The sequence below is a fragment of the Chitinivibrio alkaliphilus ACht1 genome, from assembly GCF_000474745.1.
Classification (GTDB): domain Bacteria; phylum Fibrobacterota; class Chitinivibrionia; order Chitinivibrionales; family Chitinivibrionaceae; genus Chitinivibrio; species Chitinivibrio alkaliphilus.
On the sequence record NZ_ASJR01000003.1, the window covers coordinates 82,210 to 103,066 of the forward strand.

19 protein-coding genes are annotated in these 20,857 nt (G+C 47.5%); 10 read left to right on the forward strand and 9 right to left on the reverse strand.

The annotated features are described in order from the left end of the window. Positions 1 to 11 precede the first annotated feature (11 nt). The 4 genes from CALK_RS02160 to CALK_RS02175 are packed head-to-tail and all read left to right on the forward strand — an operon-like array spanning position 12 to position 3,102. The gene (locus CALK_RS02160) at positions 12 to 479 is read left to right on the forward strand and encodes a L,D-transpeptidase (protein WP_034636396.1); all 468 of its coding nucleotides are present in this window, start codon (positions 12 to 14) and stop codon (positions 477 to 479) included. Next, positions 463 to 1,836: a glutamate ligase domain-containing protein gene (locus CALK_RS02165; RefSeq protein WP_022636002.1), complete on the forward strand. Its 1,374-nt coding sequence runs from the start codon at positions 463 to 465 to the stop codon at positions 1,834 to 1,836. Before CALK_RS02160 ends, CALK_RS02165 begins: the two co-directional genes overlap by 17 nt. Beyond that, positions 1,826 to 2,344 carry a hypothetical protein gene (locus tag CALK_RS02170; RefSeq protein ID WP_022636003.1) on the forward strand — a complete coding sequence of 173 codons (519 nt, stop codon included), beginning with the start codon at positions 1,826 to 1,828 and terminating at the stop codon, positions 2,342 to 2,344. The genes CALK_RS02165 and CALK_RS02170 overlap by 11 nt, the downstream gene beginning before the upstream one ends. A gap of 17 nt (positions 2,345 to 2,361) precedes the next feature. After that, positions 2,362 to 3,102, forward strand: a complete 741-nt coding sequence (locus CALK_RS02175; protein WP_022636004.1) for a lipoyl protein ligase domain-containing protein — start codon at positions 2,362 to 2,364, stop codon at positions 3,100 to 3,102. Here CALK_RS02175 and CALK_RS02180 read toward each other — a convergent pair whose 3' ends face one another. From CALK_RS02180 to CALK_RS02195, 4 genes are read right to left on the reverse strand one after another with little or no spacing between them, the layout of a single operon-like run. Continuing rightward, positions 3,103 to 3,732: a hypothetical protein gene (locus CALK_RS02180; RefSeq protein ID WP_022636005.1), complete on the reverse strand. Its 630-nt coding sequence runs from the start codon at positions 3,730 to 3,732 to the stop codon at positions 3,103 to 3,105. Continuing rightward, positions 3,729 to 4,859 carry an aminotransferase class I/II-fold pyridoxal phosphate-dependent enzyme gene (locus tag CALK_RS02185; protein WP_022636006.1) on the reverse strand — a complete coding sequence of 377 codons (1,131 nt, stop codon included), beginning with the start codon at positions 4,857 to 4,859 and terminating at the stop codon, positions 3,729 to 3,731. The genes CALK_RS02180 and CALK_RS02185 overlap by 4 nt, the downstream gene beginning before the upstream one ends. Next, positions 4,856 to 5,614: a methyltransferase domain-containing protein gene (locus CALK_RS02190; protein ID WP_022636007.1), complete on the reverse strand. Its 759-nt coding sequence runs from the start codon at positions 5,612 to 5,614 to the stop codon at positions 4,856 to 4,858. Before CALK_RS02190 ends, CALK_RS02185 begins: the two co-directional genes overlap by 4 nt. Further along, positions 5,611 to 6,369, reverse strand: coding sequence for a hypothetical protein (locus CALK_RS02195; RefSeq protein WP_204365295.1), 759 nt, complete (start codon positions 6,367 to 6,369; stop codon positions 5,611 to 5,613). Before CALK_RS02195 ends, CALK_RS02190 begins: the two co-directional genes overlap by 4 nt. Before the next feature lie 98 nt (positions 6,370 to 6,467). On the opposite strand from CALK_RS02195, the gene CALK_RS02200 reads away from it, so the two are divergent. From CALK_RS02200 to CALK_RS02225, 6 genes are read left to right on the forward strand one after another with little or no spacing between them, the layout of a single operon-like run. Continuing rightward, a complete protein-coding gene (locus CALK_RS02200; RefSeq protein WP_022636009.1) occupies positions 6,468 to 10,088 on the forward strand; it encodes a tetratricopeptide repeat protein in 3,621 nt (1,206 codons plus the stop codon). After that, positions 10,089 to 10,784, forward strand: a complete 696-nt coding sequence (locus CALK_RS02205) for a Crp/Fnr family transcriptional regulator (protein WP_022636010.1) — start codon at positions 10,089 to 10,091, stop codon at positions 10,782 to 10,784. It abuts the gene before it with no gap. Then, complete coding sequence (locus CALK_RS02210; protein ID WP_022636011.1) at positions 10,762 to 11,535, forward strand: PASTA domain-containing protein; 774 nt, start codon at positions 10,762 to 10,764, stop codon at positions 11,533 to 11,535. The genes CALK_RS02205 and CALK_RS02210 overlap by 23 nt, the downstream gene beginning before the upstream one ends. Then, positions 11,516 to 13,348, forward strand: a complete 1,833-nt coding sequence (locus tag CALK_RS02215) for a tetratricopeptide repeat protein (RefSeq protein WP_022636012.1) — start codon at positions 11,516 to 11,518, stop codon at positions 13,346 to 13,348. The genes CALK_RS02210 and CALK_RS02215 overlap by 20 nt, the downstream gene beginning before the upstream one ends. Beyond that, a complete protein-coding gene (locus tag CALK_RS02220) occupies positions 13,345 to 13,914 on the forward strand; it encodes a hypothetical protein (protein WP_022636013.1) in 570 nt (189 codons plus the stop codon). Before CALK_RS02215 ends, CALK_RS02220 begins: the two co-directional genes overlap by 4 nt. A gap of 15 nt (positions 13,915 to 13,929) precedes the next feature. Continuing rightward, on the forward strand, positions 13,930 to 14,949 hold the full coding sequence (locus CALK_RS02225) for a PorV/PorQ family protein (RefSeq protein ID WP_022636014.1): 1,020 nt from the start codon (positions 13,930 to 13,932) through the stop codon (positions 14,947 to 14,949). Here the strand turns inward: CALK_RS02225 and rodA are convergent. Genes rodA through mreB form a run of 5 tightly spaced genes read right to left on the reverse strand, consistent with a single transcriptional unit; the run spans position 14,946 to position 20,733 of the window. Next, positions 14,946 to 16,208, reverse strand: a complete 1,263-nt coding sequence (gene rodA, locus CALK_RS02230) for a rod shape-determining protein RodA (RefSeq protein WP_022636015.1) — start codon at positions 16,206 to 16,208, stop codon at positions 14,946 to 14,948. The genes CALK_RS02225 and rodA overlap by 4 nt on opposite strands. Next, a complete protein-coding gene (gene mrdA, locus CALK_RS02235; RefSeq protein WP_022636016.1) occupies positions 16,205 to 18,364 on the reverse strand; it encodes a penicillin-binding protein 2 in 2,160 nt (719 codons plus the stop codon). Before mrdA ends, rodA begins: the two co-directional genes overlap by 4 nt. Before the next feature lie 4 nt (positions 18,365 to 18,368). Beyond that, positions 18,369 to 18,842 (reverse strand): rod shape-determining protein MreD, encoded by a 474-nt coding sequence (mreD, locus tag CALK_RS11925; RefSeq protein ID WP_022636017.1) that lies wholly within the window; start codon positions 18,840 to 18,842, stop codon positions 18,369 to 18,371. Positions 18,843 to 18,853: 11 nt separating this feature from the next. Continuing rightward, positions 18,854 to 19,684 (reverse strand): rod shape-determining protein MreC, encoded by an 831-nt coding sequence (mreC, locus tag CALK_RS02245; protein ID WP_022636018.1) that lies wholly within the window; start codon positions 19,682 to 19,684, stop codon positions 18,854 to 18,856. Between the two features lie 11 nt (positions 19,685 to 19,695). Continuing rightward, positions 19,696 to 20,733, reverse strand: coding sequence for a rod shape-determining protein (gene mreB / locus CALK_RS02250; RefSeq protein ID WP_022636019.1), 1,038 nt, complete (start codon positions 20,731 to 20,733; stop codon positions 19,696 to 19,698). Positions 20,734 to 20,857: the final 124 nt, after the last annotated feature.

Genomic DNA, 20,857 nt, shown 5'->3' on the forward strand with positions numbered 1-20,857 from the left:
GTCACTCTCGTATGGTACTTCTGAGGCCGGCGTCCTTTTCAGGTGCTTTGTATGTTTCCGGCAGAAGAGTATTCTCCTTTTCCCTTTCCGCAGGTCGCGCAGGTCGTGGAGAAGAGGAGGGGTCGGGGAAAACTCCCCGGGGCTTGCATACCATTGCTGAGAAAATAGGCGCCCATGCACCGGAGGGGATGCGATTTGTCAGTCGCCTCCCTACGGGAGAAGTGATACATGATCGGGAAAGTCATGGTGGAGAAAACTATATTCTCACTCGAATCATTCGTCTTGCGGGATGTGAAGAGGGAAAAAACAGGGGCAACGGCGTGGATTCATTTGCACGATATATTTATATTCACGGCACTAATAAAGAGACCTTCGTGGGTAGCCGTCACTTTTCTCATGGATGTATTGTTATGAAAAATTGCGATATCATATCTCTGTTTGAACGTGTTGAGGAGGGGGAGTATGTCTATATTGATTGAGGGGGTATCCTGTTCTCGCCTTCATTTTGCGGGAATCTTTGGGGTAGGAATGAGTGCTCTTGCTCAGTATCTTGCACCGCAGCTTTCTATTAGCGGATCAGATCGGGATTATGGGAAACCACATCGTGCTGATATGGCAGAGAAATTACGCTCGCAGCATATTTCCATTACTCCGCAGGATGGGTCTGCCCTTGTGCCCGAAGTGGATGCCCTGGTTGTCTCCACTGCTGTGGATGAAGATACTCCTGACGTTCAGGCGGCTCGCCGGCTGGCTATTCCCGTGCTTCATAGATCTCAGGTTTTGGCCGCCGTGGTACGGGCAAATAAAACTATTGCAGTCACGGGAACTAGTGGAAAATCAACCGTATCTGCGCAAATTTTTCATATCCTTCAGTGCTGTGGGTACGCCCCCTCCTATATTGGTGGAGCAAATCTTACAACACTTGTCAAAGAAGGCCTGGTGGGCAATAGCTACCGGGGTAGTTCTTCTATTCTTGTCATCGAGGCCGATGAGAGTGATGGTACGGTGGTTCGTTATCATGCCGATACCTTGGTGGTTCTCAATGTATCCCGGGATCACCGTGAGGAAGAAGAGGTGGTATCCCTTATGAACACCGCTGCACGGCAGGCTCGTCACGTGGTGGTCCCCCATGGTGATGATCGTCTGAGGGAGATTGGAAACATAACCTTCGGGGCGTTCTCTGAAGCTGATTTCTCTGTCTCCCATGGGCAGTTTTCTCAGGGGGCATATTCCTTTTGTATTAACACTGAAACTGTTTCCATGTCCATACCAGGACGATATGTTGCAGAAAATTGCGCAGCAGCGGCAGCGGGGGTTTCTCCCCTTGGAGTACCTCTTAAAAGAGCATTGCAGGCTCTTGAAAGCTACGGTGGCATAGAACGACGATTTGATATTATTGGGACAGATCCCGTAACGGTTATTGATGATTATGCACATAATCCGGATAAGCTCAAAAATGCCATGGAAGGCGCGCGTTTTTTTACGGCCCCCCTCACAGTAGTGTTTCAGCCCCATGGCTATGGCCCCTTGCGGTTCCTTTTTGAAGATCTTCGCCGTCTCTTCGAAGAAGAGATTGGACAGGATGATTCTCTCATAGTTCTTCCGGTGTTTTATGCCGGAGGACGGGTTGACCGCAGGGTTACATCACAAGATCTTGCTAAAGCGCTTGATCGATCGATTCGGGTATATGCCCCGCGAGATAAAAACGAGGCCCGGAAAATCATCTGTCGCACGGTTTCAGCAGGAACGGTGCTTGTTGCTGGAGCACGTGATGTTCACCTTTCTGATTTTGCACGTGGTATTTATTCTTCCCTTCGAGGTAGTCATGACAAATAATACTTCCTATCCAGATCTTCTCATTCCCCCATTCTGGGGAAATAGTGATATTCTTACCCTTACCTGTGCAGAAACGCCGTGCCGTGCGCTGTACGCATTTTTTCCTCTCTTTCGGGAAGCAGGAAAACTCGTTGTTATGGATGCCTTGGAGCCGGGGCGTATTGTGGCAGAAATTGCAGAAACAGAGCACAATCGTACTGTACTTCATCGTTTTTCACCTGAATCTGATGTTCTTGCAATTGCAGCTGCTGCTGTTGCCCCTGAATTTCAGTTTCCGTGTCGGGAGATAGGGGAATTTCTCGGTAGAGAAATTAGACGGGGGCTCCAGTTGCCTGATACCCGTGGGGAGCTTTTATATTTAGGGGAACATCCCCTTATGACCGGAGAAGAACTCTCCAGTCTTGAACGGGAAATGACCTTTAAAGATCGTCTCGGCATTACTCTTCCCCGTGATGCTTCTCGCGCCGGAGTGTTTTTCTTTGTACATAATTCACAGCCCCAGGCCTAATACTACGGGGGAAGAACGTGTGTTTTCAACAGTTATCAACATCGCCTGTTGATACATTATTTCCCGCGGTATGCAGAGAAGAGTATGCCTGTGATCCACATAGAGCAATGGAGCGGGATACAGAGCTTCTTCATGAATCAAACCGCTCGGGGTATGCCCAATTTCGTGTGTATACTTGGGCTCATCCAACTCTGTCATATGGGCGGTTACAGAAAAAAACAGATCTTGATATCTCTGCCATGGATGGGGCAGGAATATACTGTATACAGCGTCCCACAGGGGGGCGTGCTCTGTTTCATGAGGGAGATCTTTGTTTTTCCTTTGCCTTGGGAAGAGCTCTTTCTAGGGAAGGTCGACTGAATCGAAAGAATGTGTATCACATGGTGTCTCACCGTATTGTGTCCTATCTTACCGCCCTGGGAATTTCCGTTCAGCCCTTTTTACCAAAAACGACCACTCATCGGGCTGGGGTAAGCTGTTTTCTGATACAAAACGGGTATGAGATTGGAAGTACAGGAAAAAAATGTGTGGGTATTGCCCTTGCCATTTCGGCAGAGGGGATTCTTTTACAAGGTAGTATTCCCCTTACCCCATCGTATGAGAAGATTGTTGCCTACGTAGTGGGATCAGAGAAAGAGAAGCAAATCTTTTTGTCTCGTCTACAGCAAAAAACCGTCTGTCTTGAAACCCTTCTTGGACGGCCCATATCTTCCCGTTCTGTCGGAGCTGGACTCTGCCGTATCTTTGGGATAGGGTGATTACAAAAGGGTATACATTATGTCTATATGGTGGGGGGCTTTGTGCACCGTACAGGGAATATCCAGATGGTGTGCCAAGTCCTCTCCTGCACGAAGAGGAAGTATTCGATCTTGATTTCCATGGTGGAGTGACGTGATGCGGCTTTTTTCTGGCAGGGAGTGCATCTCCACAGCCGCAAGAAAAGAAAGTCCCTGCATCAAGGTGTTTGGTGTGTAGGGACACCCCTCTGGTGGCGATGTAAATCCACAGTTTATATAAAAGCGACGAAGGGTTTCTTTTGGCTGATATTCCATGGTTTTTTGCATCTTTGCAAGAATACGGGGTGAAACTCCCGGAGCATTCTTTCGAGCGATGAATGAGCGTGTTGCAGCAAAAAGATGAATTTCTGGAAAAGAGAAAAAACGTGCTGCAGCAAGGGCAAAGAAGCTTCCGCTTGACCATGCGACCAATCGATGATCTGTATAGGGGGCTAGAAGTTCAGCGGCTGTTTCTTCCCATGAACCAAAACTGTTGTTCCCGGCAAGAAGGGCCATATGAGTTGTTGTATCAAACCACGCAGTGGTTGAAGAAAGGGGGTGGGGAAGATGCGTTTTATGCACAGCCCATCCCGAAAGAAAGAGTGTTTTCATGGTGAAAACCTCCTCAGAGACTCGACGAGATAGTCCATATCAGTGTATGAGCAGTTGCTTTTGAGAGATATCCGTACGCGGGAGCTATTTTCCGGTACTGTGGGAGGGCGTATGGCCGGAGCAAGAATGCCTTGTCGGCGTAGATGTTGAGAAAGAGCCAGGGCCGCGGCGGCGTTTTGGGTCATGAGGGGGATAATATGGGTTTGTTCTGTGCTATTACCATAGGCGAGTGCCGATATTTCCCGATGAAAATAGGCCGTACGATCGAGGAGCTTTTTGGTTTGACGTGCATTGGTCATAACAAAGCGGAGGGCTTCCATATTCCATCGGAGCACTGAGCAGGGCAGGGCCGTTGAGTATATAAGGCTGCGGGCTGTGTTAAGAAGGTAGGAGCGTATGAGCGATGATCCGCCAAAAAAACCACCACATCCTGCCAAGGCTTTACTAAAGGTTCCCATGTGGATATCAATGTCTGATTCGGTTCCCTGTTGCTCCATAATTCCCCGGCGATGTTTTCCATATATACCGGTGGCGTGTGCTTCATCAACCATGGTGAGAGCGCCATATTTCTGGGCCAGTTCTGCCATGGCTGCGGTATCTGCCATATCGCCGTCCATACTGAAGAGAGAATCGCTCACAATTATTTTATAGGGAGAACGTCCCCTTTGCAACCGTTGTTCCAAGTGGTGGTAGTCTCTGTGGCGATAGCGGATATGTCGAGAGCCTGAAAGAATAATTCCGTCTACAATGGAAGCATGATTGAGACGGTCGGAGTATATCTCCACATCTCGGCCTCCCAGGGCTTGCAGTATCCCTGTATTTGCCGCGTAGCCGGAGTTAAAGAGCAGGGCGGCGGGAAGGTTGAGAAACCGTGTAAGTAAGGATTCTATTTCTTCAAAGAGGGGAGTGTTTTCATATACCAAGCGTGAGGCCCTATTCCCCGAGAGGCTTTCGGGAGATCGTTTACACGATGAATGAATTTCATCGCACTCCTCCAGGGAGAGATAGCTGTTGGTAGAGAAGTTTAAGAGGCTTGAACGGGGACGGGGAGGAATTTTTCGCAGACTATCCGTTTCTCTTCGACGGGCAAGGCGTGTTTCAAGACGTTCATAGAATGGTATAGTCATAGGCGAACCACACTTCTGATGTAGGTGTATCGGTTAATATACGAACGTCCCCGGCGTGCTCGCCGTCCATAGGCGGAAAGAAAGTCCATGAGCCGAGCCCGGGAAAGGGGAGGGCTTGTATGGGTTGTTGCGCCAATCTCAGAGAGCGATCGAAGGGCTTCTGCAGGAGAAGAAAACCGATCTTCATATGCATGAATTGTATGAGAGGTAACGGTTCCCAGAGAGGCGAGTATGTGGTGCTGCTCCTCTGGCGTAAAGTATCGCACGGGTGGTGAGAGATTAAACTCGCGTTGTGTTTCACGCAGGGCCTGTAAGGTTGTATCTCCCAAGTTGTTTACCACCAAATAGCCCCCCGGTTGTACAAGCGTGCATGCCTGTTTGAGCACCTCAGTAGGATCGTGTGCCCAGTGAAGAGCCGTAGAACTTATGAGCAGTGCAAGGTGGCGTGGAGAAAGGGGGAGGGTGTCCATGGAAGCGCAGATACACTGTTCGGCATACGCTGCCCGGAGCAGGGAGTCATAGGCAATGTCAAGAAGTATGGGGCGTAGGGGGATATTATGCCGATACAAGGCTTCCGAAACAACTCCGGGACCACTGCCTAGATCGAGGCATGGTCCAGAGGGAATATGGGGAAGAATCTCCTGTAGTTGGTGCGATATGAGGTCATCTATGGCTGCTTGCTGAACCCGGGCGTAGGTGGCATAGCTATGCGATTTTCGAGAGAAAAAGCGGGAGATTCTTTGGCGGGGGGTCATGGGGTTGCAGCGCGACTCCAGCGAAGAATCTTAGGAGCGTTGGTCCGGAGCCACTCCTGCCATCGTTCGTAGTAGGGAAATTGTTGTTCCCGCTGTTGAAATTCCCGATGATGCACCTGTCTTCGTCCTCCTTTTTTCCGTGGAGGACAGGCTATATGGAGCATCTCGTGATAACATACAGAAAGAAGGGCATAATAGGGCACACTGGGGTGATTATACAGCCCGGCAATGGTGATGAGGTGGTGGGTTTGTCCGTGCGTATCGCAAATCTGCATGTGGCTTGAGGTTTTACTGCCAAAGCGCCCCCACCGCATGTAGGATGAAAGTGTTCCTGAAAAATAGCCTTGATTGAGCTCGGCAAAGGCGGCGTAGAGGTCATAGCGTGTTCCCGTAGCATCGTAGAAACGTCGCTCCGGCATAGCAACACAGGGGTATGATAGTTGCGTATTCGTATTCTGTAAATACCCCCAAATTACATCTTCAATTTGGCGAAGATTTCGTCGTTTTTCCGGAGAGAGGGCTCCTTTCCTCAGGCCTGCGCCAATGAGGGCATCACTCCATGTGAGCAGGGCTTTTTTTATGGAGACGGGGGCTTTATACAGAGGGGAGGGAAGGGTGAGGAAGAACTGTTCTTTTTCTTGGGATATACGCCAGGTTTTCTTGAGCCTTCGATTTTCCACCACATTGATATTGCTTGTGTTTCCTAAAAGCTCGGTAAAGCTTTTTTCATCGTATATTGGTAATGTTCCCTGCACAGCACCTCTCTTTTCGGAATAAGAAAATATTTTTTGTTCACCTTGAATAAAACTATTATTTTCTCTATGGAGTTCTTTTACGAATGTTAGGGTCATCCATGAAGTCTATCCCCCTGTTTTTTTTCCTTCTTTTTGTATTGCTGTCCGCCTCTGTTTCAGCACAGGATGCATCATCATTTCTTAATTTTGGGAACCGTTTTTACAACGATTCTCTCTATGATCAAGCCCTGGAACAGTATAACCGGTATATCCAACATGGCGATGATCTGCCCGATCGCGATCTTGTCTTACTGCGACGGGGGCGTATTTTGTCACGTCAACAGCAGTATGGGCAAGCCATTGAAAGCTATTCACATCTTATTCGTGAAGATGCGTCTTCGGTGTATTATCGTGACGCTCTGTATGAACGGGGACGCTTGTACTTTGACCGGGGAGAGTATCGCCGTGCGGCCGCAGACTTTGATATTGTTTCTTCGCGCTTTGGGGGGGCATCTCAAGGCCGGCGTGCCCAATTCTATCTTGCCCGGTCTCTTGAAGAGAGTGGGGTTCATGACCGAGCCAAAGAAACCTACGCCCGGTTTCTCCGAAGTCATCCAGAAGATCGTCGTGCGGGAGCAGCTCGGGTGGCCTTGGTAGATCTTTATATTGATCATGGTGAGTACAACGATGCACGTGCTCTTATGAGAGCGGCAGAGGACTTCGATCAGGATGATCGGAGTACCTTCGCCTTACAGAGTAGGGTCGCCCATATTCACTACCGCACCCGTTCTTATGATTCCGCCCGTACAATGTATCGAACACTCTTTACCACAGCTACCGACACATTCCCGGGAGCATCTCAGGCCCTACATGAATATGCGACGATTCTTGTGGATCTCAATGATGTTGATAAGGATGAGGCGAAGATCCTTGAGAATGCAATGGAGCAGTTTATTCCCGATATAAAAGCGCTTTCTGCAGAGGACTATTTTCTCTTTGGACAGGTTTTCCTTGCGGGAGAATTTTTATCACGGGGTATCCCCTTTCTTGAAGAAGGGCTGTTACGCTATGATGATATCGATTCGGCACAGGTGTATTACCATATGGCCCGTGCTATTGCACGGCAGGGAGACAATCTTCGCAGTGTAGAGTATCTGCGTCTTATTGCTCCCCACCATGGAACACTATATGCGGAGGCTCAGCTTCGTATTGCCCAGCTCTATGCTCGTAGTGGACTTTTCTCAAATGCCGTAAGCTATTATCGTTCCTATGCGGGACTGGCAGATGCATCTCACGTCGATCGTGCTCTCTTTGCCATTGCTCGTATTTATCGTCAAGAGCTTTCTTCTTCAGCGGCGGCCCTGGCTACCTATGAAGAGTTAATTCGTACCTACCCGGAAAGTCCCTATGTAGAACGGGCTTTCCTTGAAACGGCCCAAATACAGCAGGAGCAGGGGCGGTATGAAGATGCTCGTAATACCTACGAACATTTAGGAACGCTCTTTGCAGATACAGAGACGGGGCGTACAGCGCAAAAATCAGCAGAATATCTTGAACGGTTTCGCATTGTTCAAACTGATCGGGCTCTTTATGAGCTGACAAGACAACTCTACGGCTCCATGGCCGATCAGCCCGATATTCTTCGAGGAGCCTATATATACAGTACATACCTTAAGCGTTTTGACGATGCCGTAGATTTAGTAGGAACGGCCCTTTCAGAAGGGAATCTCTCTCCGGATGAAAGAGAGGATGCGCTCTTTTTAAAGGCAAGCCTTTGGGGAAGTATCTATGAGAAAATGACCTTTGAAGGTGCTTCACAGAGTGCAGATCTTGCTTTACAACGGGCCTTTGCTATGTATGATACGCTTCGTTTTGAAGAAGAAAACGAGCCCCGTGCCGCTCGTGCACAGTTTAAAAAAGCACGTCTTGTAGATAGTCTTCCCCTGTATGAAGAGTATCTCTCCCGGTTTCCCGAGGGTGAACATCTTGGTGCGGTTCTTGTGCGAAGCGCAGCCTTACTTCTCAAAAAAGGCGAGCGGGGAGATACCACTCATGATCAGGCGCGTGCCTATTATCGACGAGCCTTTGAAGAAGGTCGTCCTGCTCAGCAGGGCACGGCCTTGGTCTTTTTGATAGAAGATCATCTTCATGAAGGTGAGTATGATTCTGCTCAGGTCTATCTGACCCATTTAGAGTCCCTTGATCTGGGAGATTCCCAGCAGAGAAGTATCTGGTGGTATGGGGGTGAACTGGCTCTGAAAACAGGGGACTATGAACAGGCAGCACGTGAATACCAAAAGATACTTGATCACTACCCTTCCTATGGTGGTGCAATGCGTGTTCGTTTACGTTTTGCTGAGGCAAAGATGCGGCGGGAACATATTTCTGCGGCACAACGAGCCTATACCCGTGCGTTTCATGAAGCTGCCACAGATACCATGCGTGCTCAGGCGTTATATGGAATGGTTCGTACCATGCGCTTACAGGGTGAAGTGAATACTGCCATAGAACAGGTAGAACATCATTTAGAAGCCTCCCCGAAACTCTTCACGGCATATGCGCCGCTGTTGTATGAACAGGGTCGACTCTATGGTCTCTCGGAAGAACGGTATGCTGCTGTAGGGGTCTATGAGTCATTTCTGCAGAAAACAGAGGCCGAGAAACATCCCCTTCGTACAGCTGCCATGGAGGAGCTCGCCGGGCTCTTATATGAGCTTGAAGAGTATGGCCGGGCTACGCCGCTGTATGAAGAACTTCGTCATGGAGCACAATCCTCGCAGGATTCGCTTCGCTTTGAAGCGCGCTATCTTTCCTCAGCCATTCTTCATGGCGATATGGAAGAGGTGAGCCGTGAATATCGCAGTTTTCGCCGGGGAAGTGGGGCGGATCATGATGAGTATTTTGCCAAGGTTGTTTTTGCCGAAGGGCTTCGCGCTTTTCAAGAACGAGATTTTCGCCGAGCACAGCGTCGGTTTTCCTATGTTGAAGATCGTATTGATCCTACATCGTTCACGGATAAGGCTGTGTATTATCAGGGGTTCTTACAGTACGAAAATGAGGAATACTCCGATGCAATTTCTCATCTTCGCTCATTTATTAAAAACTATCCGGCAAGTTCCATGATTCACCAGGCCCGCTTTGTTATTGCCACGGCATTTCTTCGTCAGGAAGAGTATGTTCGAGCAGGAACATACTTTACAAAAGTAGCACAGGCCGAAGATGCAGATGATGACCTTGTGTTCCGGGCCCTTATGAATGGTGCCATGGCGTGGCAACGAGCTTCTCAGTGGGAGCAAGCCGGCGAGGCATACAGCGCGGTGTTGCGTGATTTTAGTGAGAATATTCAGCCGGGAGAATTTTATCTTACCACGGGGTTTGCGTGGTATCAAGCAGGGCGAGTTGGTGTTGCCCTTGACTACTTTAAATCGGCTCAGGAAGAAGTTACGGGTAGCGATAGGGCTGAAGTTGAGTATTGGATTGCCATGTCGCATAAAGAACTTGGCAATACGGCTCGTGCCTTAGAGCTGTTTCTGAAAATACCCTATACTCATGGGTACGAAGGAAAATGGGGTGTAACAGCGGAGTTTCAGGCGGCACAGATGTACCATCAGCGTGAGCAGTATGATCATGCACGAAGACTCTATGAGAGCGTTGTTCGACGAGAAGGTTCTTCCTCCGGCATGGGAGCAGATGCCCATGAAGCTCTCTCTGATCTTGAGACGGTTTCCCAGGATCGCTAAATGGCGTGTGAACGGGTTGAGAAATTTGTTAACTTCATGATGACCCTTCCCATGTTTCAGGCCTTGGAGTTTTGGCAGATACGTTTGTTGTACAACGATGTGAATATACGACGCTTTGTGCAGGGAGAAATGGTTGTCCATGAGGAGGATCCCTGTAGCAAAAACGGTTTCTTTATTATTTTTAGTGGACGGGTTAAGGTCTTTAGTGTTGATGATAAGGGAGAACAGATTTACGCAATCCTCGGAAAGGGTGATTTCTTTGGGGAGATGTCCATTCTCGAGGAAAAACCGCGGAGCGCATCCGTGGCGGCTTTACATCCCTGTGAAATATTTGTATGGGACTGTCGTGCTTTTATTCGAATGCTTGAGAAGTATCCCTCAATTTCTCTTGCCTTTATGCGAATATTAAGTGAGCGTCTTCGCCGTGCCAATCGGAGAATCAATAATTTTTCTTTTATGTCGGCTCGGGAGCGTCTCATTGTATATTTGCGGGAAGAGGTGCATCGTCGTGGTATTCTGCAAGAAGACGGTACGTACCTCATTGAAATACCTCCTCAAAAGGCGATTGGTTCAACCATGGGAATCGCTCGGGAGACGGTTTCGCGAGTGTTTGCAGAGTTTGCAGAAGATGGTATTATTATAAAAAAAGGTTATAAAAAGGTGTTGGTTCCTGATGAAACGTTATTACAAATTTGAAATTTCCCGAATGAAGTTTTGGACCGTTGTGGTTCCCAGCTTCATTGGCCTGTGTCTTGTGGCGGTGGCTCTTTCCTATTACCTTATAAATAGCGTAATTATGCCTCGACATATTGACCTTTCTGCTCGTAATATTGTGGAAGTTCCTTCCTTAGAGGGCATGTCCTTTGCTGATGCACGGCAGGAGTGTTATAACTTAGGGCTTCGTTTAACCGTATCTGCTCAGGAGTATAACGATACTATTCCGCAAAATGTGGTCATGCGGCACACCCCCGAAGAAGGTGAGCAAGTAAAACGGGGACGAGTTCTCTCTGCTACGGTCAGTCGGGGCAGTGAGATTGGTACGGTCCCGGAGATCGCAAATCTCCCCTTTGGTCCTGCACGGACAGAATTGCATAGTGCTGGTTTTCGAAATATCACCCGTGAAAGTGTTTATAGTGATGAAATAAACCAGGGGCGCGTTGTTTCTGTCACTCCTGAAAGCGGGTTACAGGTATCGAAGGAACAATCCATAACGGTGGCCATCTCCAAGGGAGCTCGGGCCAGCTCTGCGACAATGCCGAATGTGGTGGGAGAAATGTTTTCAACGGCTCGTGATGAGATTGTTTCGCGCGGTCTTGAGATTGGGTCGGTAGAGTATGAAGTTGTGCAAGATCGTCGTCCCGGTATTGTGCTTCGTCAATCCGTATCGCCGAACCGAAGCGTAGATTTAAATACAAAGGTGGATTTGGTTGTTACCGTTACCGAATAGGTTTTTCTATATACTGCTTTCGCTCCTTCTTTTTTCCTGCGCCACGGTGCGTGACACCGCACGGGATGATGATCGTCGTGCAGCCCCAAAACAGCTTCGTGACAGTGTCGATTTGCGGGTCTCTTCATATCTATTTGTTGAAGCAAAGAATATGGAACGCCGAGAGCGATATTACGAAGCATTTCGATTTTATAAAGGGGCCTTTTCCTATGATCCCTATTCTGAATATCTCATGGATCTTCTGCCGGAATATGCGGTTCAGCTGAATCTGCCCGAAGAGGCCGTGAACATTATCTCTCAGGGAAAAGGGCGTGGTGATTGGTCCGATACAATAGTTCGACAAGCCATGGGTATTTATCGAAGAACTGCTGGGTATGAAAAAATACCTCAGTTTTTTGAATATCTTGAAGAGCCACACTTCTATGACACCCTTGTATATCTTGATGCTCTGGAAAAAACGGCTCGTCATATGGAAGCCATAACAGTGTACAAGAAAATTGCTGAGTCTTCTACAATTGACAGTCTTGTCAGTCTTCCTGCGGATGATCCGGGACGGGTTAATCCACGTGATTTTGATATACAGATTGGAGACCTCTATCGTCGGGAGGAGCTCTATGATTCAGCACTCGTCTATTATGAAAAAGCTCGAACGGAAGAAGAAACACGCCTTCCGGCGTTGCGCGGTATTGCCTTGTCGAAATATTTCATGGGAGAAAATATTCCTGAGGCGGTGGCACGAATGGAAGAGGTGTATGCTGAAGCTTTGGAAGAGTCAGTATATTTTCCGGTGCTCATGGAACTTCTCGCATGGCATTATGCGTCTGTTGAACAAGAGTATGTTCGTGCTGTAGAAATACTCACTCCTCTCTATCAGTATGTCCTTTCCCGTGAAAATAGAGATTTACTTGTGTATTACGGTAAAGCCCTTGTTCTTTTTATGAACAGTGCTGAGCTGTTTGAACAAAGCGAAAATCTTCTGACAGAACTCCGTACATATTCAGATACGAATTTTTATCTTCTGCTTTATTCAGGAATTACCGCTACATCACTTGGCAAGGTTGAAGAGGCAGAACGGTGGTTTAATCGCGCCTTTTCCACTGAAGATGTATCCACGGAAGATCTTCTTGGAGCGTATCGCTATGCGATTTGGAATGCCGTTGCCATGGAGCAAAACGAGTTGGCCCATACCTATATTTATGAGATGCTTGACCGATTTCCAGGATCGCCCCATGCGTACTATATCGCTGGTGTTGCTCAGATGCGCATGGGGGAGTATTCCACAGGCGTAGGTTGTTTTGGCCGTGCTGCCGAGCTTTCAAAGGATGATTTTTCTGACCTCTATTTTTCAGTCCTCTTTCAAAAAGCTGTTGCCCATGATAGTCGGGGAGATTTCTCTGCGGCCGAAGAAATTCTTGAGGAAATTATTGCGCAAGACTCCACGCAACATCTTGCTGCGAATTATCTCGGATATTCCTGGGCAGAACGCGGCGAGAATTTGGATAAGGCCTTGCGGCTTTTGGAGCTTGCTCTCTCACAAGAGCCAACCAACGGCGCATATCTAGACTCGTATGCCTGGATTTTATATCAGAAGGGGGAGTATGAAGAGGCCTTAACCTACATTACAAAGGCAGTTCGGTATCTTGATGAGCACTATGTCGTCCATTATCATACGGCGGATATTTTGGTGCAGTTAGGGCGATATGATGAGGCACAAACCTCGTACGAGGAGGCCTTGCGTTTGATACCTGAAGGCAAAGAGGACGATCGTCGTTCTATTACAGAAAAATTAAACACCCTCAAGGATCGCAATTGAAAGTAGTTTTCCTAGCAGGGGTGCTGCTTGCTTTGTTTCTCGGCTGTGCACCACGCTTTCAACGAGGGCCCATAGAGCGTGAGGGAGAGTTGAAATTAAGTGGGTCCTTTCTTCTGCGCACGGAAGAGACGTATTACGAAGGTACCCTGGCAGCCATTCGTGATTCAGTTCAGACAAGTGTACATTTATACTCAAATTTCGGGGTTCGTTACCTCTCTGTTATTGCACAAAATGACTCCGTTACCCTTGACATGCGGGGGCATGAGCCCGTGAGATTTCATGGGGAGAGTCGGGCGGTCTTGGGAGATTTTCTTACCTTTGATCTCTCATATACTGAGGTGGTACTTCTTCTTACTGGCTACATCCCCCCTCGTTTTGAGGATTCGGCCCAGCTCCCTGATGGGGTTCGTGCATATTCCCGTGAGCGATTTGGACAACGTATTGAAGGGTACGATTTTATGTATGAGGGGATGAAGATAGCCCTCTCCGATCCCGATGCGTATCATTTTACAGAGATTTATGTAGGAGTAGATAGCAGCAATTATATTACTATAAGCTATAATTGACGCGTTGAGGTTTCGGTGAAAACGACTCTACTCATATATATTCTTTTTTTCTGTGCATATCAAGTAGATGCGCAGGGAAGCAACGTTTCATCTGGAGCGATGTTCGAATATCTTCTTTCACCAGGCTATTCTGCTCGCTCACGTTCCTTAGGAGGTGTTCACTCACTTCTTCTTACGGATGATCCCTCAGCTCTCTTTCATGCTCCGGCTCTGTTACCTTCTTCAAAGCAGCAGCAGGGAGCAATAACCTACGAGCCATATCTCCTTTCTATGGATCGCTACGCCCTTGGATATACCCAACCTATTTCAGATTCTCTTGTTGTGGGGGGAGTAATACGCTCTGTAAGTCGTGGGAGCATTAATGCCTATGATGAGTTCGGTACGCCCCTTGATATCTCAATTGCTCCTTTTGGAATATCCCTTTCCGCTGTGAGTGGATATGCCTTTTCAGAAGATTTTTTTCTGGGGAGCGCGATACATCTTGCCCACGACCATCTAGCCCCCTCTTCAGACTATGTTTCATCCACTGTCTCAGCCACGGCACTTCTCTTTGATGCCGGGCTTCTTTACCGCATCTCCGGGGCGGCGCATTTGTCTTCGGGCGTACGACACATAGGATTTATATTGGATGATCATGGTGAGCAGGGCAGCAGTTCACTGCCGGCGTCGCTGTATGCGGGGATATCTGGGGCTATTCGTAATGAGCTGCTTTCTGTGTGGTATCTTGAGGGGGAGTATTATACTGTGGGCGATTTGCATATAAAAACTGCAGTAGAACTTGTTTTTCCTCAATATCTTACTGTGCGGAGCGGTATGCGCTTTACCCCGCAAGATGTTGAAAATCTATTTGAAACAATCTCTGGTGATCGGCCAGTGCGTGCCAAATATTCGAAGAAGACCGTAGATCTTTTTTCTCTCGGAGCAGGCCTTGCCTTTCCTATTAATACGGCCCTAATCACTGTTGATATGGCTGTGACATTTCATACTGATGCCCTTGATCCTACTACAACTGTGACCCTTGGGTTTGCCCCTTAATAGTTAGCTCGATCTCCCCGTGCATTCATAATAAGTCCTACAAGTAGAGCCATGGTGAGCGTAAATGATCCCCCGTAGCTCAGAAAGGGCAGGGGTAATCCAGTCACCGGCATCATACCTACCACCATGGCGATATTTATGATAACGTGAAAGGCTGTCATTGAAGCTGCCCCCACGAGAAGGATATTGGCAAAGCGGTTTCTGATATTACGAGTAGAAGAGAGAGCTCGAATAATAAGCAGGAGATAGAGTATAAGAACGAGGGCGCTTCCTACAAGGCCAAATTGTTCTCCCAGTACCGCGAAAATAAAGTCGGTGTGTGCTTCTGGAAGATATTGCAGGTTTACTTGAGAACCTTGAAGAAATCCTTTTCCGTATTCCTGTCCCGAGCCAAGGGCTATCATCGATTGAATCACCTGATACCCTGCTCCACGGGGGTCTGCCTGTGGGTTAATAAAACTCACCACACGCATTTTTTGATAATCTTGGAGGACATTATTCCACACTAAGTTTGTCATGGTAGCGGCAATGAGTGAGAGGGAGAAAGAGAGGATCATTATTTTCAGGGGAGGGCGTAAAATACGAAATGACAAAAGGTGGATAAACACAAATATGCCCCATGGAATAGATGCCCAGAGAGAAAAGTGGGTATCCCCATCGGCGTAGAATGAGAGAATAAGGGGAATTGCACTCAGAACCAAGGAGATACAAGGGGTAATAAGATAGAAAATTTCACCGAGACTCATGCCTGCCCAGTAAAACATTGGCAGGGATATGGAAAGAAAAATAAGGGCTGTACCGAGATCAGGTTGTTGCATTACCAATACGAAGGGGATTGTAATAATAATAGCCGGAACAATCATTGTGCGTAGTCGATACAAGGAAACATCTCGTTTTGTGAGGTAGCGGGACAGCATGAGAAGCAGGCCAATTTTAGCAAACTCTGATGGCTGAATACGCAATCCGCCGAAGACAAGCCAGCGCGCAGCACCCATAGCCGCTTCACCAGAAAAAAGAATTGTAATAAGGAGGAGGATGGTGACAACGTAAAAGAGATGGGCACTTTTGTAGAAAAATGCCGTGGGAATACTCACGGTGATAAGTATGAGTAAAATCCCCATAATACCCCACAGAATCTGTTGGTTGAAAACATGAAAACTTGCGGAACTGTACACAAGGGCAAGACCAATAGTCCAAAGAATAAGGGCAATGATAAACAGAAAAACATCAAATTTGCCCGTAAGAAAATACGATTTCATTGTGCCCATTCCTTTCCATCCCAGTCGTCGTAGTCTGTGCGTATAGACTCTCCTTGGGGTGTTTCTGTAAAAAAGTAGTCAAACACTTTTTGTGCAACCGGAGCGGCGTTTACACCACCGCCTCCGGCATGGGCAAGAAGTACCGATACCACAATGGCGGGTTCATCGAGGGGGGCGGCCGCAACATATACTGCATGATTTTCACCGTGCGGGTTTTGTGCCGTTCCGGTTTTTCCTCCTACGGGGATTCCAGAAACTCGCGATCGCCAGCCCGTACCACCCGGAACATGTACCGTTCGCCACATTCCCTCCTTAATTGATTCTATGGTAGAGCTGTCAAACGGGAGGGGGCTAATGGGGGTTGGTGGCGTTGCTGTAATAAAGGCATTTTCGGGAGAACGGATTTCCTTAAGCAGATGTGGTGCGTAGAGGCTATCCTGCCCAGAGAGCGATGCCGGTATTAAGGCCATTTGTAAAGGGGTGAGATCTTGTGACTGCCCTATGGCCATATTGAGTAGAAGCCCTCGTGTCCATCTCCATCCGGGACCACGGTTGGCGTGGCGGAGGTTGTGGGCGATACTCCCGGATAAATATCCACGTGATTCACCGGGGAGGTCAATGCCCGTGCGATCACCGAGAGAGAGGGGACCAGCGAAATGATTAATCTGTTCATCCCCAAGAAGAAGGCCGAGTTGATAGAAGTATACATTGCAAGAAGTTTTTAAGGCATCTTCCAGGGAAAGTCTTCCATGCCCTTGCCGATACCAGCAGCGGTAGTAGCGGTTTCCAAAACGCATGCCACCGTCACAGGATTTATCCATATACCCCCCAGGGCTCACCACACCTGCTTCCAAGCCGGCAAGGGCGGTAATGAGTTTGAAGGTTGATCCTGGAGAGTAATTGCTTGCAATAGCTTTGTTTATTAACGGCCGGCGTGGATTATGCTGTGCCTGTCGCCACTCTTGCCCCACAATTTTTTCTGCCAAAGAGAAGGTGTTAGCATCAAAGGATGGGTTACTGTACATGGCTAATACTTCGCCATTTCGAGGATCCATGGCAACCACTGCCCCTTGGAGGGTATCATCAAACTGTTCAGCAATAATGCGTTGCAGTTCTGCATCAATGGTGAGGTAGATATTATTTCCCGGTGTTGGAGCAATGTAGGGCATACCCTCAACGATGCCCAGACGAGTTCCCCGTGAATTTCGCTCTACAAAGGCCCACCCTTTTTCTCCCATGAGGAGTGTATCATAATAGGCTTCAATTCCGGATTTGCCAATTTGATCACCGCGATGATACTCATAGTCTGAAAATCGCGTCAGTTCTTCCTGATTTATTTCAGATAGATAGCCGAGTACATGGAAGAGTTTTTTTCCATAGGGGTATTCTCGTCGGGATTCTATTTCGATAGAAATACCGGGAAGTAGGGTACTATGTTCTTCAAGAATACTGACATATTCAAGAGATATATCTTCTGCTATCATTGTTTGAGTACGAGGGCTTCTTCGTGCATGGGCGAGTCGCTCATCCAAATAGGTTGTATCAAAAAGAGGGGATCCATGAGAGTCTGCGATGGTAAGAAGGCGTTCACGTATTCGTGTAAAAGAGTTCTGGGAAAAGGCTTTGCGCATGCTGTATTCTGTGGGATGTGTTACGGAGAAAAGACTATCCAGTATTGTTCGTGGAAAGAGTGGGGAGCCATCTTCATCTTTCATGGCAGTGAGGTACTCATAGAGTCGGTGAGGGGTTTGTTCTTCCACAGGGAGAGTAAGGGTATGAGTTCGCAGGGATCGTGTAAGAAGCTTTCGGGGAAAAAAGGGTTTTGACTCGGGGGTTTTCAGATGCGCAAGTTGTGTAAAAAGATCTTTTTCACGGGGGATGTGTGCCGGAGTAATGTAGAGAGAGTAGGAGGGGCGGTTTTGGGCAATAATGCGCCCCATTCTGTCATAAATAAGACCTCGTTCAGGTCGTAACATTTCTCGCGAAAAGCGATTTTCCTTGGAAAGACGAAGGTATTTTTCTCCTAAATGAATTTGAATATAGGCAATACGTACAAGGAGGAATGCGAAAATAAGACTGAAAATTACAATTAATACCTTGGACTTTGAAAGCCGCTCAAGATAGACCCCATCGATGGTATCTTTACGTAATTCCACAGACCTATCTTCTCCTGTGTGGGGTGAGATAGTGGGCAGCAAAGAGTATGAATGATGACAGAATTGCTGTATACAGAGCACCGGGGATTCCATTGGCCAGTATGGTTACCGCGGAGACTCCTTCTGTTTCAACAGAATAATAGATAAAGGAGTGGAGGAGAGAGGCTATCACTAAAATACTAATTTGAAAGACGGGACCGGGGTTTAATTTCTCCCGTGAAAACAGCCCTACAAATCCACCGAGAATACTATTTGCCAGGGCATTTACACCAAGGGTTCCTCCTGAATAAAGGTCGATAATGAGACCGACAAAAAAACCGACCCAGATGCCGGCAAATCTTCCATGTTCTATGGTAAGTATAAAAAGCAGTATTAGTACCGCATTCGGGTACACTCCCGCAATTGCTATTTGAGAGATGATTGTTGCTTGTAACACAAGGGCAAAGCAGAAGTAGAGGAACCATTTTAGAAAGAGCATACTAACCTCATTTACTCTTCAGATTCAAGATGTTTTATGTCTTTACTAAAGGGGGCCCACCGGCTTTCAAGGGATATGACATTGATAAAGCGGAGGTTGTGCAAGTCTGCAAAAGGACGTATCCATATACGTTGGTAGAGGGGGTTTTCCGCTTCAGCAATGTCTGTAATCGTTCCCACAGGAAGATAAGGGGGGTAAATGCCTCCAAGGCCGGAAGTGACAATCGTATCTCCCAGGGTGAGGTCACGGGCATTACTCACATCGATGGAGAGGTTCAGTCCGTCATTTGATTTCAAAATGCCAATTGCTCCCGATGCCTCGTGGAGTACACTGAGTTTTTCATCGGGCATACGCATAAGTTGTACACGAGAACAATTAGAAAGGGCCATGGATACTTTTCCCACAACACCGTGATGGTCTATGACGGGCATATTTTCTCGCACCCCCTGTTTACGACCGATGTTAATGGTCATGGTGCGATGAATAGGGACCGGCTCATAGGAGATTACCTCTCCTTGAATGAGTTCGTAGGGAATTTCCTCTGCAAGGTGCGTAAACTCTCGTTGTAAACTATCGGTGCTAATGGTGTATTTTAGATTAGAGTACTGCATCTGCAGTTGCGCTACCTGTTCAGCCAAGAGTTCATTTTCAGCAAAGAGATTACGAATCTTGTTTGTGTGGTTCACCGCCGATTCAATGGGGAAGAGAATCGTTGTGAGAGTCGCCGTAATCTGCTGTTGCTGGGTCTCTCCTGAGTTAATGAGCATCCACGATATAACCACCGTTACAAAAAGGGAAGATCCATTTTTATGCTCAAGGAGAAAGGAGACTATCCAGTGCATGAATCTCCCCGTTATCGTTTATTTCTGCTGCTATTGAGAAGAACATCCTTGTAGAGGGCTTTGTTTTCAACCACCTTCAAGGCACCGCGAGCTACACAGGTCATGGGGTCATCTGTACCGCATACGGGGAGGTTTGTTTCCTGCCGGATACGTTCATCTAATCCACGTAATTGAGATGAGCCCCCCGTAAGGACAATGCCTTTATCCAAAATATCTGCTGAGAGTTCTGCCGGAGTTCTTTCAAGGGCACTCAAAACTGCTCGTTCGACCTTTGCAACGGGCTCCTTTAAGGCATCCCTGATTTCTTCGGATGTGATTCTCATGGTTTTGGGAATACCGGCGACCTGGTCTCGTCCACGTACTTCCATTTCCAACTCTTGCTGGAGTGGGTAGGCAGATCCGATTTTGATTTTGACCTCTTCCGCAGTATTCTCCCCAATAATAAGATTGTAGGTTTTCTTGAGATACTCCACTATTGCTTCATCAAATTCATTGCCCCCAACTTTTTCCGAAATATCACAGACCATTCCCCCCATGGAAATAACTGCGATTTCAGAGGTGCCTCCACCGATGTCAATAATCATATTTCCTGAGGATTCTAAGACGGGAATCTCCATGCCAATCGCGGCTGCCATGGGTTCGGCAATTAGGTCAGCTTCCAGTATGCCTGCTTGTTCGGCAGAGTCAATAACTGAACGCATTTCCGCCTTCGTAATGCCCGAAGGTACTCCAATGACTGCACGGGGTCGAAAGAGTCGATTGGTTTGTACTTTCCGAATAAAGCGACTCAGCATTTCTTCTACAAGGTCAACATCAGCTATCACCCCGTCTTTCATGGGTTTTATTGCTTCTATTTTGCCGGGCGTTCGACCAAACATCTTTTTTGCTTCGCGGCCAATGGCAAGAGGCTCTCCGTTAGAGCTGTCAATGGCAATTACGGATGGTTCGTCAATGAGCAAACCACGCCCTCTTGCATAAATAAGTGTGTTTGCCGTACCCAGATCTATGCCGAGGGCAGTTCCGGTAAAAGAAAAAGAGAAGATGCTCATATTTTTACTCCGTTATCTAACTGTTTTGCCCGTTGTTATACACCTAAAATAGTTTTTATTTTGTTACCGTTGCAGAAGAATCAATATTTCTCGAGATTCTTTTTTACTACTCTTGTCTGACTCT